This is a genomic window from Flavobacterium sp. UBA6135 (assembly GCF_002428305.1).
In the GTDB taxonomy this organism is placed as follows: Bacteria; Bacteroidota; Bacteroidia; order Flavobacteriales; family Flavobacteriaceae; genus Flavobacterium.
The window spans coordinates 1-16,521 of the sequence record NZ_DIVJ01000026.1; the positions used below are offsets into that span (position 1 = coordinate 1).

Below are 16,521 nucleotides of genomic sequence, written 5' to 3' on the forward strand. Positions count from 1 at the left end.
AGGTTTGCCGTTACAGGCAACTCGTTTAACGCTTTTTCAAAAAGCTGGCAATCGGCTTCATCATCATCAGCCAGATAGATAGCAAGCGACCTTACAATCGGCTTCATTGTATCAATTGTTTTCATAGTAAAAAATTTTAGATGTGAAATAATTCTTTCAGGTTAAGAGTAATGTATGCTCCCATAAGATACATAACATAAGAATCGTACATCAAATTTATAATGGCTGCGAAAAGAAAAAACCATTAGATTGTAACAAAGTTATGCTATTTAGGCGGTACAAAATTACATTTAGTGTTTTATTTTGGGAAATTGGGGAAGGGATGTGTAATTTGGATTAATTGTTGGATTGTTAGATTATTGGATTATTGGATTATTGGATTATTTTAATATTAAAAAACATTTACTCCAACAACACCCACCCATGTAGGAGTCCCGTAGGGACGGAACATATTGTAGCAACAGATTTTAATCCGTTGGTAAATAATCAAACAAATTATAGCAACGGATTTCATTTCGATGGTATCGTAAAAATCATATTATAGCAACGGATTTCCGCCCCCAACGTATGAGTCCCGTAGGGACGGCACATATTGTAGCAACGGATTTCAATCCGTTGGTAAATAATCAAACATATTATAGTAACGGATTTCCGCCCCCCCCCATGTATGAGTCCCGTAGGGACGGAACATATTGTAGCAACGGATTTCAATCCGTTGGTATGGTTCAAATAATATTGCAACAACGGATTTTAATCCGTTGGTAAATAATCAAACAAATTGCAACAACGGATTTCAATCCGTTGATAAATAATCAAACAAATTGCAACAACGAATTTCAATTCTTTGGTAAAAAAACAAAACATATTTTAGTATATTGCTTTTAAATATTCAGTATATGGCAAATACCTACCATCAAATGTACATTCAAGTTGTTTTTGCAGTTAAATACAGAGAAGCTCTTTTACACAAAGATTGGAGAAATGAGGTTCTGGGAGTTATTGGCAGTTTAATCAATGAATCAGGATGTAAAACCATTATTGTCAACGGCATAGAAGATCACGTACATTGCTTTTTTGGTTTAAAACCAACCGTCTCCATTTCAGAATTAATGAAAAATGTAAAAGCTAAATCTTCTAAATACATTAATGATAAAAAATGGCTACCACAACGCTTTGAATGGCAAGAAGGCTATGGTTCATTCTCTTATAGTCATTCCCAAATCAATGAAGTTTATAAATACATTGCTAATCAAGAAGAACATCATCAGGAACAATCATTTAAAGAAGAATATTTAGGTATGTTAGAAACATTTGAAATTCCGTACGATCAACGCTATATTTTTGAACAACCGATGTAACATTTATAAAATGTTATAAACAAATTAAAATCCGGCAAATTATTACGATACAACCGGATTAAAATCCACAAAATTATTACGATATCAACCGGATTAAAATCCGGCCCTACAATAAATCCGAGCCTACGGCTCTGGGAAATGTATACTGGAAAATGCTTACCCTTTGCAAATCTTAATGCAATTTTTTTCAATTTAATTCATCTTTCCAAACGCCCCATGTCAAAGTCCCGTAGGGACGGAACATATTGTAGCAACGGATTTCAATCCGTTGGTAAATCAATAAAACATATTGTAGCAACGGATTTTAATCCGTTGGTAAATAATCAAACAAATTGTAGCAACGGATTTCAATCCGTTGGTAAATAAAAACAAATCATATTACAACAACGGATTTCAATCCGTTGGTATGGTTCAAATAATATTGCAACAACGAATTTTAATCCGTTGCGAAACAAACAAAACAAATGCTATGATTTCAATCAATTGCTAAAATAACCAAAACATCCATTTTCATGTTTTAACATAAAATTAGTGAAGAAGCAGCTATTTCTTAGTAAGTTTGTAACTTATTCATTACTAATGAAACATTTATTCCCACTTTGTATTGTACTTATCAGCTTCCTTTTGGTTCCTGATACGGCCATGGCATGTGTGAAGATGAAATCAAAAAAAACGTGTTGCAGTATTGAATCTGTTAAAGAAAGAACAGCTTCATCAACTTGTTGTGCCGCAAAAGAAGTTTCTTCTGACTCCTGTTGTGGTTCTGATTCCAAAGGATGTGACGACTCCTGCGACAATGGCAGTTGTTCTTGTTTTGCTACTTGTTCTGTTACAGCGGTAAGTTTTATTTCTACTTTTGATGATGACTACCATCCGTTGGTTTTTCCCGGATATAAAAAAATAAAATTTTTATACACTACGCCTTCCCTTTCTGAGGGTTTTTCGTCCATTTGGCTAATTCCTAAAATAAGCTAAAACCCTTTTATGACAGCCCTAGGTGTGTCAAAATTATATAGTTTTTACTATAACCATTACCGTCAACTAGTTGCAATTGTGATTTAAAATGTATGAGAACTAGTAGGCCATTTTACAAAATCAATTTTATTTATTATTCATTCTTCAAAGTTTTAAGCTTTGATAACAATTTATTACATGATGAAAAAAACAATCATAAACGTAGTGATAGCCACATTTTTCGTGCTATCCGCTACCGCACAAGCACAAATAAAAAATACACAAACGGTGTCAGCCAAAGTGTATGGCAACTGTGGTATGTGTAAAAAAATTATTGAAAAAACAGGGACAGTTAATAAGGAATCGTCTGTGGTTTGGGATGTCAACACAAAGATAGCAACCATCACTTTTGACAGTAACAAAACCAATCAAGATGCCATTTTGAAACGCATTGCTTTGGCCGGTTATGACAACGAACAGTTTTTGGCTCCCGATGATGTTTATGCTAACTTACACGGTTGTTGTCAGTATGAGCGTGAAGCTAAAACTGATGTGAAACCTCACGAGCACCAAGCAAATGCAGTTGTTAGCACTCCTGAAAAACAAATGGATCATTCCAATCATGTTGCTACTGCACCAAAAGCGGAAATTAAAAAAGAGCAACAAGCAACAGTAGCTGTTACCACTCCTAAAACAACAATGGATCATTCCAAGCACGTTGCTCCTAAACCAAAAGCGATCACCAAAATTCAGAAAACCAATATGTTATTGCCTATTTTTGAAGCCTATTTTAGTGTAAAAGACGCCATGATACAATCAGATGGAACTGCAACTGCTACAAAAGGAAAGCTGTTGCTAACTGCGATTGAAAACGTTGACATGAACCAATTGGGAACCAAAGAACACGACATTTGGATGCAAGTGCTACGTCCACTTACACAAACAGCTCAAAAAATAAGTGACACTAAAAATATTGCCACACAACGCGGTCAATTGGATGTCCTTTCTAAAAACATGCTTATCTTAGCAAAGGTTTCGAAGTTGGAGTATGCAATTTATAACCAACATTGCCCCATGGCGAATGATGGCAAAGGTGGGAATTGGTTAAGCAAACAAAACACCATTAAAAACCCCTATTACGGTTCAAAAATGATGACTTGTGGTAGTACTGTAGAAACCCTTAAATAAGCAACATGAAAAATAGTATTATTTCTTTTCTTCTTTTGTTTTGCTTGAGGCAGGCCTCCGCCCAACTTAATTTAGGCGACCCATTACCTCCGGTGTTTTTAAAAAACACAACTGGTGTCAATCAAAGTATTGCAACGTATTCAGGCAAAGTAGTTTTAATTGACTTTTGGGCAGCCTGGTGTGGTCCTTGTCGATTGGCCAATAGAAAATTGGTGAAATTATATAACGCCACTTCCCGAGAGCAATTTGAAATTATTGGCATCTCTTTGGATGCAAAACCGGATATGTGGAAAAAAGCGATTGAAAAAGATAACATCAAATACATGCAAGTAAACGACCCAAAAGGGTTTGATGCTCCCACTGCGATACAGTTTGGAGTGGAACAGCTTCCTGCCTCTTTTCTGTTTGATGCAGACGGTATTCTAATTGCCATTAATCCTACCGAAGAACAAATTAAAAAACATTTAAATCAATAAATCATGAGAATTCCAATTTATATCCTTCTTTTGTTAATGAGTCTGTCCACTGCGGCTCAAATTTCTAAAATCGAAATTCAAGCTACGGGTTTGACTTGTTCCATGTGTTCCAATGCGATCAATAAACAATTGAAAAGCCTTTCGGACGTTGAAAATGTAACCACCGATTTAAACACGAATACTTTTGTCGTGTTTTTGAAGCCGAACAACAACTTTACGCCTAAAACCTTTAAAGACAGTGTGGAAAAAGCCGGTTTTTTTATTGGGACTATGGTAGTAACTCTTGATAGTTCTTATCTTCAGTCGCATACCAATCAGTTCATTGCACTGGAAGATAAAACAGTCACTTCCTCAAATGAAGCTGTCATCAGAATATTAGACAAAGGCTATGTCACACAAAAAGAATACAAAAAATTGCAAAAAAAATACGCCAAAGTGGCCTCCTACAATGGTGTAAATGAAGAAGTGTTTCATTATAAATTCAACAACTAATGCCAAAGTTACTTCTGTCTGCCTTACTTTTTGCTTTAACATTACAAAGTAAGGCTCAAGAACTGTTTGTAGTTACTGATCCTGCGAGTAATGTTCCAGCCAACTCCTTAAGTGTACGATTAAGCAACTCGCTTTTTAAAGAAGCTTTTGCAACCGGCTACAATTATCACTTAATGCCCGAAGTAACTTGGGGTATGAATAAAAATTTAATGCTACGCGGCACAGCTTTTCTCAGTGACCGAAGCAATGCTTTGTATGCTGAAGGCGGTAGTGTGTATGCCAAGTACCGTTTTTTTTCAACGGATGATATCAACAGTCATTTCCGATTAGCCGCTTATGGACGATATAGTGTGAATCGTGCCGATATCCATCAGGAACAAATTGAGATTATGGGACACAATACGGGCTATGAAGTGGGTTTTGTTGCCACCAAACTCATAAAAAAAGTAGCGATTAGTTCTTCCGTAAGTTTTGAAAAAGCATTAGACAACCAACCCGATCATCCGTTTCCTTCACAATTTGGGAATCATGCCACCAATTACACATTCTCATTAGGAAAATTGATGCATCCAAAGGTCTACACCAGTTACAAACAGACCAATATCAATTTGATGATGGAGCTTGTGGGTCAAACTATCAACACCAACGGAAAATCCTATTTGGATGTAGTACCTGCGGTTCAGTTTATCATCAATAGTCAAGCCCGAATTGATGTTGCTTACCGACATGAAGTATTAAGTTCAATGTTGCGAACCGCACCTAACGGCTTTTATTTAAATCTTGAATATACGTTTTTTAACCTAGCCAAATGAAACATTTAATTATACTCAGCCTCTTATTTTTCAGCATCATTCAAGTGATAGCACAAGATAAGATTCAAATCAAAACCACTTCACCCAGTCCGGCTGCTTCCTTTGAGCAAGAAATAGGAAGTGCATTAGTAAAAGTAGCCTACAGTCGCCCCTTAGCCCGTAACAGAAAAATTATGGGTGACCTGGTTCCTTATAATCAGTTGTGGCGAACGGGAGCCAGCGATTGCACCACTATTACAACGGACGAAGAGCTTGTATTTGGTGGTGCTATTTTAGCCAAAGGGTCGTATTCGCTTTTCTCCATTCCCGGTGAAAAAGAATGGACTATAATTGTCAATACCGATACATCACTACATGGCGACTCCGGTTATGATCAAGCCAAGGATGTTGTGCGATTTAAAGTACCCGTTGAAAAAACATCCCATTATTATGAAACATTTACCATCGAAATCAACGACATCAACTCGCGAGGTGAAGGCTTTTTAAAAATTACTTGGGAGCATACAACAGTTCAAGTACCCATTAAAAGCACAGCCGATGAACGTACTATGACTTTGATTCAAAACCATGTTATTCAAAATCAAACGACAGATGCCAACTTACTTTTTCAGGCAGCTAATTATTACATCACCACAAATAGAGATAAAAATCAAGCTATTACTTGGTTAGAACAGGCAGAAATATATGATCCACAAAATTTTTATTATCCCAATTTGAGGCAAAAGCTTTTGGGTGAGCAAAAAAAATATTCAGAAGCGTTGGTTGCTTCCAAAAAAGCCTTGGTTTTGGCTAAAGAAAAAAACAGTAAAGGCACCATTAAATCGTTAGAAGAAAAAATAAAGGAATACGAAATTCTTTTAAAAAAATAACTGTGAATTCTGTAATTTAAAAGGAAAGTAATGTAAAGCACTACTATAGTGGTTTTGTAACTTTAACTGCAGTAAATAAACTGTAAACTAAAAATTATTTAGTATGAAAAAATCAATCTTTTCAATGGTCGTTATGGTACTGATTTTAGTGGCCTGCAATCAAAAAAACAACGAAGAAAATCAGGAAGTTGACTTGATAGAATCTGATACTACAACTATGAATAGTAGTTCTGAAAATCAGGAAACAAAAGAAATGGCCTACGCCTGTCCCATGCATCCTGAAGTAACCGGAAAGTTAGGTGACAATTGCCCAAAATGCGGTATGGATTTGACAGCTACAGTAGAGTAGCTCAAGGCAACCTAGTATCTGGATAGAAAAACATGAAACTTTACATTAAAAACATGGTTTGCAGTCGCTGTAAAATGGTAGTGAAGTCCGCGTTAGAATCACTCGGACATTCACTACTAACAGTAGATTTAGGCGAAGTAGAATTACGCATGCCGGTTACAGATGATGCAAAAAAAGTCATAGCCGAACAGCTAAAAGAATTTGGTTTTGAAATCATCGACGACAAAAAAAGTAGAACCATTGCCAAAATTAAAACATTAATCATAGCGTTAGTCCATCATCAGAATCTACCGTTAAAAACCAATCTGTCCGATTATTTATCGCAAGAATTACATCAAGACTATAGTACGCTCTCCAATTTATTTTCGGAAGTAACGGCTACCACAATTGAGCAATTTTATATCCATCAAAAGATTGAAAAGGTAAAAGAGTTGCTGTTGTATGATGAAATATCCTTGAGTGAAATTGCGGATAGTTTAAATTACAGTAATGTAGCTCATTTGAGTAATCAGTTTAAAAAAGTGACGGGTTTTTCACCTACTCATTTTAAAAATTTAAAAGTTGTAAAAAGAAAACAAATTGAAGATTTATAAATTTTACAAATCAAACCCATAATTTTACAAGTGCAAGAAAAGGGATTGTTAGAAATTTGTACTTTAAACAGACAAAAATGAGACATACCTATCACATCACCGGAATGACTTGCGACGGCTGTCGCTCAAAAGTCGAAAAAGCACTCCAAAGCATCGAAGGAATTGATGTTCAAGTTTCTTTACATCCCCCTTTGGCTTCCATAACGATGCAAAATCATGTGGCCACTGAACGGTTACAACAAGCTTTAACAGCCGTTGGTTCTTATACCATTGCGATGAGTAATGGAACAACAGCTGCTTCATGCCACACCGAACCAACTACCAAAACATCCTGTTGTGCAACACCTCCTGTAACAGATAAAAAAGCAGTACACATTCCTCACGGAAAATACTACTGCCCCATGCATTGTGAAGGAGAAAAAACGTATGACAAACCCGGAGATTGTCCGGTTTGCGGTATGGATTTAGTAGTGCAACAAAATCTCTCCTACACATCATCGGAACAATGGACATGCCCTATGCATCCTGAAATCGTGAAAGACGAAGCAGGTGCTTGTCCGCTTTGTGGTATGGATTTGGTACCCTTACAAGCTTCACTTTCCTCAGAGGAAAAAACATATACAAAATTATTGCGGAAGTTTTGGATTGCTAGTGTCTTCACTTTGCCCATTTTTCTAATTGCCATGAGTGAAATGATTGTCAATAATCCGTTATATGAGCTATTTGAACAAAAATATTGGAATTGGATACAGTTCTTTTTGTCTATTCCCGTAGTTTTTTACGCCACCTGGATGTTTTTTGAACGGGCTTACAGAAGTATCAAAACGTGGCAACTTAATATGTTTACCTTGATTGGAATTGGTGCCGGTGTAGCTTGGTTATTTAGTGTTTTTGGCATGCTTTTTCCTGATGTATTTCCCGATCAATTCAAAACCCATTCAGGTGCAGTTCATGTTTATTTTGAGGCTGCTACCGTTATTTTAACGTTGGTGCTTTTAGGTCAATTGTTAGAAGCCCGAGCTCACAGCAAAACCAATTCTGCCGTAAAAGAACTTCTGAAATTAGCTCCAAACAAAGCCATCAAAGTAGTCGATGGTGAAGAAATAGAAGTAACCATTGACAAAATAGAAGTAGGCGACATTTTAAAAGTAAAACCCGGTGAAAAAATTCCGGTAGACGGCACCATAACCGAGGGCGATACTACGGTAGACGAATCGATGATTACAGGCGAGCCCATCCCGGTAAACAAAGCCGGTGGAGATTCGGTTAGTAGTGGAACCATCAATGGCAACCAGTCTTTTTTAATGAAAGCCGAAAAAGTAGGTAGTGAAACGTTGCTCTCTCAAATTATTCACATGGTAAATGATGCCAGCAGAAGTCGGGCTCCAATACAAAATTTGGCAGATAAAGTATCGGGCTATTTTGTTCCCGTGGTGGTGCTTATTTCCTTGCTCACTTTTGCCGTATGGGCAATTTGGGGACCCGAACCCGCTTATGTTTTTGCGTTTGTAAATGCAATCGCCGTTTTAATCATAGCTTGTCCTTGTGCTCTTGGATTAGCAACACCCATGTCGGTTATGGTTGGCGTTGGAAAAGGGGCTCAAAATGGCATATTGATTAAAAATGCCGAAGCTCTCGAGAAATTGAACAAGGTAACTACCCTAATTATTGATAAAACAGGAACCATTACGGAAGGAAAACCTACAGTTGAAAAAATAGGGACTTTTGGTACCGGTTATAGTGAAAGCGAAGTGCTTCAATTTATCGTATCCTTAAATAGCAACAGCGAGCATCCTTTAGCCGAAGCCACGGTAAAATTTGGTAAAGAACAAAATACAACCCTTTTAAAATCGGAAAAATTTAGTGCCGTAACCGGTAAAGGTGTTGAAGCGATTATTGCCGATAAAAAAATAGCCTTAGGAAATCCGAAAATGATGGAACACAGCACTGCTAAAATTAGTGTTGCCATGGAAGAGGAAGCAAAAAAATTCCAGCAACAAGGTAAGACAGTTTCTTATTTATCAGTAGATAAAGCGGTTGTTGGTTACGTAGTTATTGGCGATAAAATAAAACCCACAAGTGCCAAAGCGATTGCCGAACTTCAAAAAAACGGCATCGAAGTAATCATGCTTACCGGCGATAACAAAGACACGGCAAAAGCCGTAGCCGACGAACTCCGTTTATCTGATTTTAAAGCCGGTATGCTGCCTGAAGATAAAATGAAAGAAGTAGCAAAACTGCAACAGCAGGGCAAGATTGTAGCAATGGCAGGCGATGGCATTAATGATGCTCCGGCTTTAGCCAAAAGCGATGTAGGTATTGCAATGGGAACAGGTACTGACGTTGCCATAGAAAGTGCTATGATAACGTTGATAAAAGGTGATTTACAAGGTATTGTAAAAGCCCAAAAACTCAGCAAAGCAGTAATGAGAAATATCAAGCAAAACCTATTTTTTGCACTGATTTACAACACGTTGGGCATTCCTATTGCAGCAGGATTATTGTTTCCGTTTTTCGGTATATTATTGTCGCCGATGATTGCTGCTTTGGCAATGAGTTTTAGTTCGGTCTCTGTTATAGTCAATGCATTACGATTACGAACGGTTACCCTAACTTAATGAAATTTAAAAAAATGGATACTAAAAAAAATTGGTACACAACACTTTTGCCTATCGTTGGCCTTTTATTGCTGACGACACACGTATTTGCCCAAAAAGTAGTTCGCTATGACCTCTATGTAAAAGACACCCTTGTCAATTATACGGGAAAACAAAAACGGGCCATTGCCGTGAACGGTCAAATTCCAATGCCTACCCTTACCTTTACCGAAGGGGATATTGCCGAAATACATGTGCATAACCAACTCAAAGAAAGTACTTCCATGCATTGGCATGGCATTTATTTACCCAACCAAGAAGATGGTGTGCCTTTTTTAACTCAAATGCCTATTGCACCTAATACAACTCACATTTACCGTTTTCCAATCATTCAAAACGGCACTCATTGGTACCATAGTCATAGTGGATTGCAAGAACAAATCGGCATGTATGGTTCGCTTATTTTGCTCAAGCGACCCGCTGACAAAACCTTTCGAAAAGGCATTGATGATATCCCTTCCGTTCCCATTATTCTCAGCGAATGGACCGACTACAAACCGGAAAACGTGCATCGTATGTTACACAATGCTTCCGATTGGTTTTCCATAAAAAAAGGAACAACACAAAGTTATGCGGAAGCTATTCGAGCCGGGCATTTTAAAACCAAGCTAACCAACGAATGGAAACGCATGTTGGCAATGGATGTGAGCGACATTTATTATGATCAATTTTTGATTAACGGAAAAAACGAAAGTCAGCTCTCTCAATTCAAAGCGGGTGAAACGATTCGGCTGCGAATTTCAAACGCCGGTGCTTCCTCCTATTTTTGGTTGCGGTATGCCGGAGGGAAACTCACCGTTGTAGCCAATGACGGCAACGATGTTGTACCCGTGGAGGTGGATCGATTGCTTATTGGTGTCTCCGAAACCTACGATGTTCTGGTTACCCTTCCGGCAGAAAATACGTCTTATGAATTCTTAGCCACTGCTGAAGACCGAACCAAATCGGCTTCCATCTATTTGGGTGCCGGCATCAAACAATTAATCAGTCCCTTACCCAAGCTGAACTATTTTGAAGGGATGCAAATGATGAATGATATGATGAAAATGAATGGCGACATGCACGATATGGGTATGAACATGAGTTTGCAACAAATGGATATGAATGCGGTCATGTATCCCGAAATCACAGATAAAAAGAAACCAATGGAATCCGACCATTCCGACCATTCGAATCACAACATGGATGCCTCTGAAATCGTAACTCTAAACTACGCCATGTTGCAATCGCCCACCAAAACCAACTTACCCGAAGCAGCTCCTGTAAGGGAGTTTCGTTTTGAACTCACCGGAAACATGAACCGTTATGTTTGGAGCATGGACAATAAAGTATTGGCAGAATCCGATAAAATCCTGATAAAAAAAGGAGAAAACATTCGCATCACACTCTTCAACAATTCCATGATGCGACATCCGATGCATTTACACGGTCATGATTTTAGGGTAATCAACGGTCAAGGCGATTATGCACCTTTAAAAAACGTGATAGACATTATGCCGATGGAAACCAACGTCATTGAATTCAATGCCAATCTGGAAGGCGACTGGTTTTTTCATTGCCACATTCTCTACCACATGATGGCAGGAATGAACCGCGTATTCAGTACCGAAAACCAAGCACCCAATCCGCTGTTGCCCAATAAAGAGTGGGCCTACAAAAAACTACAAAAAGAAAGCAACGAAATGCATTTCATGATTCAAAATGACTTTGCTACAAACGGAAATGACGGAATGGCGATGTTGCAAAACACCCGTTGGAGTTTGGGAACCGAATGGCGTTTGGGTTACCACGATGACCACGGATATGAAAGCGAAACCCACATTGGGCGTTACATTGGTAAAATGCAATGGCTAATGCCTTTTATAGGTTTTGATTGGCGGTACCGAAAACTAGGACATGATGCGGTAGAAAAAAACCTTTTCGGACAAAAAAACACCAAAGACAGTCGCACGCAAGTCAGTTTGGGTGTCGCTTATACCTTACCCCTCCTGGTCATCATTCAATCGGAACTCTACCATGATGGCAACGTTAGGATGCAACTACGACGGGAAGACATACCTATTTCAAAAAGAATCAGAGCCGCCTTTATGGTGAACACCGACAAAGAATATATGCTTGGCATGCATTACATCGCCGGAAAAAACATAGGATTCCGAACGCATTACGACAGCGATATGGGCTTTGGTTTTGGGATGCTGGTGAATTATTGATTTTTGGATTATTGGATTGTTGGATTATTTGATAATTGGATTGTATGACTGTTTTAAAACATAAATCCCTCTTTCCATCTCCCACTATGTATTAGTCCCGATGGGACGGTACATATTGTAGCAACGGATTTCAGCACAGCAATGATTAAAACATCCAGTAGCGAGTAACTAAAACTATGCTCTCTAAATCCTTAAATTATCTTAAAAAAATAAAAATCATCTTCTTCTGTTAGAAATATTTTCATCATAGTTCTTAATAAATTCATCAAGTTTGATTTCATTTATTGATCCGTCATCGTTTAGGACTTTGTTCTTATGGAGAATCTGCAAATATGCCTTCAGCATCATTCTTCCCTTCATCTCTAATTCTTTATCTGATTTCGGGAAACGAATTCTTACATAGTCATCATCACTGTAGTTTTTAGTACTATTATCATCAGTCTTAATCATTATAATTTCATCCCCAGTCTCTAAGTCATATAAATGATAAACAACATTTGATCCGATATACTCCCAATCATTTTTAAGTATCTCTTTACCATCCAGGAGAACTTTATCTTTTTTAAAATTAAACTTTTGGGCATTACTAATACTAATACCAAAAAGAACAAATACTACTAAAAATAAATTTTTCATCTTAAATTATAATTACTTATTTTAACGAATATAAAAAACATCTACTCAAAATTTTTAAATTTTAATTATTTTTAAAAACAACTTAATTCATCAAGCGTTTATTATCTTAAAACAACATGCTGCTTTATGAATTTATCTGAGCTCATAATTGTTACCAAAGAAGTCAGAAACTTTCTTTTTGATTGGTTCAATAAAAATTGATGGTTAATAAAATACTCCAGATCACTAGGGTAACTATTTTAATCTTTAATAAATCTTGAAATAGTTTGTTCAATTTTTAATAAATACAATCCTTTTGTAAGATTTTCAACATTGATCGTGTTTTCAGCAGCAATTATTTTTCCTTCCAAAATAATTCTTCCATTTAAATCATAAATAGAATATTTAGAATTAATGAAATCAGTGTTAGAAAAATTAAAGTTTAAAGTATTTTTAACCGGATTAGGAAAAACAGTAATTGCATTACTTACTTCAAATTCATCTGTAGAAAGTGTATTCGCCGTATAACGTGCAAGTGCAAAAGCATTACCGGAATAACCCACAGCAATTATTTTGTCGTCAGTTTGAATGGCCACATCAAATGCTTCATTAGTAGTATTGCTTCCAAATGTTGTAGTTACTTTTCCGGCAGTACCAAATGAGCTATCTACAGTATAATCAGCATTGACTCTCGCTATACCAAATGTTGAACTGCTTACGGATACAACATTGGACCCTACCAATACAATTTTCCCTGTACTATCTTCACCCATTCCATATGCAATATCCCTAAATAAAGTGCCAAAATCAAAAAAAGCCTTACCTACTGCTGATGAACCGGTGGAATTATAAAGTCCTAAGAAATAATCATATTGTAATGTTGTTAAATAACCACCTCCACTAAATAAAAAACTATCATCCTGTTTCAATACTATTGAAAATGACTTATCATCTCCATTATAACCTCCATTTGTAACTATAAGTCCGTCACTCGAAAATGAAGTATCTAATGTACCGTTGCTGTTTAATCTACAAGCATAGTGATTAGCACTCCATTGTAGGCCTTGTTGATTGATCCAACCTACAGCTGAAATCTTTCCATTTGATTTTACAGCTAAATCTTCAATTACATAATAATAAGTGCCACTTCCTGAAGCATTAGGAAGCAAAACAATTCCGGTTGTATTAAACGTAGTATCTAAAACTCCTGATGAATTATATCGGGCTATTACTGCTTGCGAATTGGTTGAGGTAGCAGAAGATGTACCTCCCACAACAATATTACCGGTTAAACCATGAATTTTAACCACTTTTATTTCATCTCCTCGATTTGTAATGAAATCAGTTAATACTTTGCCTGAAGTACCAAAACCGGTATCAATTGTACCGTTTGTGTTTAATCTAATAAGTGCAGCACTTTTATTACTGCCATTATCAGAATACCCGGCCAAAACTATTTTACCATCAGCCTGAATTGCAACTGAAAATGCTTCATCGTCACTTCCAATTTGAATGTCATTAGTCACGATTCCATTTGTTCCAAACGAGGTATCTAAACTTCCATCGATGTTATATCGTACACAGGCAAAGTCTCTACCTGTAACAGCACTTGTTGTCATTCCGGCAACTACAATTTTACCATCTGTTTGCAAAGCAACACCATATGCCTTGTCTGCTCCGCTATTAATTGAAGTTAGTACTTTTCCACCAACTCCAAAACTAGCATCCAAATTACCTGCTTGCGAAAAAACACCGCTACTCAATAATAATACTCCTAATTGTAAAATTTTATTCATACTTAATAATTTTCTTTGTTACTATTCATCTGTTTTTTTTAGCGGCTGTCGTTTTTCAAATGAAAACAACATTACATCGATTCCAAAATATGTTCTTTTATCGTTCTAAGACAATTATTCACCTTTTTGCTGTAGTAGCTCTTAATTCGAAATACATATTCAATTTTAGGACTCTTTGGAACAACACAAAGTTAATTAGGTCTTTTGGTAGTTTTCCTAGGTATATTTACCTATTTTTAATAAAATTCCTTAAAAAAAAGCCTCTGAAGGATATCAAAGGCTTTTTAAAAAATAAATTATACTAACTAATCACAAAAGGGAACATCAAAGGTACCGGTCATGTTGTAACTACCTAAACCTGGAACATTCACTTTACCTTTCAAACGACCACCTGAGTTTGAAGTAATTTCAACCCTATTGTTGGTACCTATGGTTTGAAAATCACCTTCTGAATCATAGAAAGTAGCATAAACATTATTGGTATGTACACCTAAACTTGATGGACAGATAATTTCTGCTACAATTGAACTCTGCGGTGCATCACATCCTAGTGAAACGGTTGACACTTGAATCGTGTAACTATCTACATTAAAAAATACTGCTTCATCTGCAGATCCGCCTTGCATTGTAAAGTTTACACCAAAACTTTTTCCGCTTATAGGTGAATTACTTCCTCCCGAACCGGAATCATCATCAGACGAACAGCCAACAACTAAAATCAAACTGAAAATCAGTGCACAAAAATTCATTAACTTCATGGTAAAAATGGTTTTATTATTTAATGGGTGCAATATAAGGGGTTATCTGAAATAATACCCTACGTATATTTGCCCATTTTATAAGACCACTTCATCATCACAAAAAACCATCTCGCTTGAGATGGTTTTGGTTTATCTTTTTATGTGTATGGTAAATTGCTTAATTCTTTATAAATTTAATTTGACTAAAACTATTTCCTGAAAAAGCCTGAACAATATATAAACCGTCCAGAAATTGACTAACATCAACGTCAATAGTCAAATTACTCAAGGTTTGATTAAATAGCTCTTTCCCCATGATATCGAAAATTATCAATCGATCTATTGCTAAATCCGATTCGAGTGTGAATATATTTTGAACGGGATTTGGATAGAGCTGCAATGCTACTTTCAAGTCATGCCTTGGATTACTTAACACAGTAGGACAAGGAACAAGCACAGGTACAGTCGAACTACTCGCAGTACTATTAACACCAATGCCCAAACCACCATGAAAATTGCTTCCCCATGTCCATATTTCACCAGCCGAATTTATTGCAGCATTACATTGACTACCAACACTTACGGCAACCCAATTGGCAGCAGTACCAAGTTGCGTTAATGGTTGAATATTTGGATTAGTACTTCCCTGTATTATTCCTGTAAACCACAAAGTACTATTATCTAATCTGATATAAACCGATGTACTTACACCAGTATCAGCATCTCTTACAAAATATGGGGAGTTGGTAGTTCCTACATTATTATTAGTTTTAATATCAAAATTTATTCTATCTCCTGTTCTGGTGTGTTTAACATTTGTTCCACCTAGTTTTTGAACGGGATTTTGAACATTACCAGCAATTGTTGCACCTGCTGGAGCTTTCAACATATCATTTTGGTTCCAACCCCATCCCCATGCTGTGTTGTTTGTTTTTACCGCTACTGTTACACGGTCATGGGCAGAAGCTTCCCTCCAATCGGTATCAAGACTTCTTTGCTCGGGAACTAAAACATTTGGTCCACTTGGAAAGCCTATTAAAGCAAATCTTTCAGAATTGCCCCAACCCCATAGTGTACCATTTTGTTTAATAGCAATGGAATGACTAAGTCCGGCAGCAACGGTACTCCAATCAGTATCTGTACCTACTTGCATAGGATAATTTCTAAACACAGTTGTACCATCTCCCAACTGTCCTCTATTGTTACTTCCCCATGACCATAAAGTGCCATCAGTTTTTACGGCAAGTGTAAAAGAGTAAATACCGTCCATGCTAGGAGAAACTTCTTTCCAATTATTGTCTGTCCCAATTTGAACTGGAGAATTCTTTAGAACATTGGTACCATCACCTAACTCTCCAAAAGTATTTTTGCCCCATGCCCACAATGTACCGTTATCGGCAATAGCACACACA

The 16,521-nt window shown here is 36.9% G+C and carries 15 protein-coding genes; 11 read left to right on the plus strand and 4 right to left on the minus strand.

Annotated elements, in window-relative coordinates; genetic code table 11:
* The first annotated feature begins 896 nt into the window (after window positions 1-896).
* From tnpA to B3L86_RS06985, 11 genes are all read left to right on the plus strand, one after another.
* Window positions 897-1,358, plus strand: coding sequence for an IS200/IS605 family transposase (gene tnpA, locus B3L86_RS06935; protein ID WP_291116808.1), 462 nt, complete (start codon window positions 897-899; stop codon window positions 1,356-1,358).
* Window positions 1,359-1,937: 579 nt separating this feature from the next.
* On the plus strand, window positions 1,938-2,333 hold the full coding sequence (locus B3L86_RS06940) for a hypothetical protein (RefSeq protein WP_291116811.1): 396 nt from the start codon (window positions 1,938-1,940) through the stop codon (window positions 2,331-2,333).
* 177 nt (window positions 2,334-2,510) lie between these two features.
* Entirely contained in the window at window positions 2,511-3,500 is a 990-nt protein-coding gene (locus B3L86_RS06945; RefSeq protein WP_349679482.1) for a DUF3347 domain-containing protein, read from the plus strand.
* 5 nt (window positions 3,501-3,505) lie between these two features.
* Window positions 3,506-3,976 (plus strand): TlpA family protein disulfide reductase, encoded by a 471-nt coding sequence (locus B3L86_RS06950; RefSeq protein ID WP_291116814.1) that lies wholly within the window; start codon window positions 3,506-3,508, stop codon window positions 3,974-3,976.
* Window positions 3,977-3,979: 3 nt separating this feature from the next.
* The gene (locus B3L86_RS06955) at window positions 3,980-4,468 is read left to right on the plus strand and encodes a heavy-metal-associated domain-containing protein (RefSeq protein ID WP_291116817.1); all 489 of its coding nucleotides are present in this window, start codon (window positions 3,980-3,982) and stop codon (window positions 4,466-4,468) included.
* Complete coding sequence (locus B3L86_RS06960) at window positions 4,468-5,280, plus strand: hypothetical protein (protein WP_291116820.1); 813 nt, start codon at window positions 4,468-4,470, stop codon at window positions 5,278-5,280. Before B3L86_RS06955 ends, B3L86_RS06960 begins: the two co-directional genes overlap by 1 nt.
* Window positions 5,277-6,149: a DUF2911 domain-containing protein gene (locus B3L86_RS06965; protein ID WP_291116822.1), complete on the plus strand. Its 873-nt coding sequence runs from the start codon at window positions 5,277-5,279 to the stop codon at window positions 6,147-6,149. The genes B3L86_RS06960 and B3L86_RS06965 overlap by 4 nt, the downstream gene beginning before the upstream one ends.
* A 103-nt stretch (window positions 6,150-6,252) precedes the next feature.
* On the plus strand, window positions 6,253-6,498 hold the full coding sequence (locus B3L86_RS06970; protein WP_291116824.1) for a heavy metal-binding domain-containing protein: 246 nt from the start codon (window positions 6,253-6,255) through the stop codon (window positions 6,496-6,498).
* A gap of 32 nt (window positions 6,499-6,530) precedes the next feature.
* Window positions 6,531-7,091, plus strand: a complete 561-nt coding sequence (locus B3L86_RS06975; RefSeq protein ID WP_291116826.1) for an AraC family transcriptional regulator — start codon at window positions 6,531-6,533, stop codon at window positions 7,089-7,091.
* A gap of 77 nt (window positions 7,092-7,168) precedes the next feature.
* Window positions 7,169-9,709 carry a heavy metal translocating P-type ATPase gene (locus tag B3L86_RS06980; protein WP_291116829.1) on the plus strand — a complete coding sequence of 847 codons (2,541 nt, stop codon included), beginning with the start codon at window positions 7,169-7,171 and terminating at the stop codon, window positions 9,707-9,709.
* Window positions 9,710-9,723: 14 nt separating this feature from the next.
* Window positions 9,724-11,958, plus strand: coding sequence for a multicopper oxidase domain-containing protein (locus B3L86_RS06985; protein ID WP_291116831.1), 2,235 nt, complete (start codon window positions 9,724-9,726; stop codon window positions 11,956-11,958).
* Window positions 11,959-12,174: 216 nt separating this feature from the next.
* Here B3L86_RS06985 and B3L86_RS06990 read toward each other — a convergent pair whose 3' ends face one another.
* The 4 genes from B3L86_RS06990 to B3L86_RS07005 all read right to left on the minus strand — a co-directional run.
* Window positions 12,175-12,594 carry a hypothetical protein gene (locus B3L86_RS06990; RefSeq protein ID WP_291116834.1) on the minus strand — a complete coding sequence of 140 codons (420 nt, stop codon included), beginning with the start codon at window positions 12,592-12,594 and terminating at the stop codon, window positions 12,175-12,177.
* Window positions 12,595-12,833: 239 nt separating this feature from the next.
* Window positions 12,834-14,369 (minus strand): T9SS type A sorting domain-containing protein, encoded by a 1,536-nt coding sequence (locus B3L86_RS06995; protein WP_291116837.1) that lies wholly within the window; start codon window positions 14,367-14,369, stop codon window positions 12,834-12,836.
* Window positions 14,370-14,674: 305 nt separating this feature from the next.
* Entirely contained in the window at window positions 14,675-15,127 is a 453-nt protein-coding gene (locus tag B3L86_RS07000) for a hypothetical protein (protein WP_291116841.1), read from the minus strand.
* A 160-nt stretch (window positions 15,128-15,287) separates the two neighbouring features.
* A partial coding sequence (locus B3L86_RS07005; RefSeq protein ID WP_291116844.1) for a T9SS type A sorting domain-containing protein occupies window positions 15,288-16,521 on the minus strand: 1,234 nt, incomplete at its 5' end.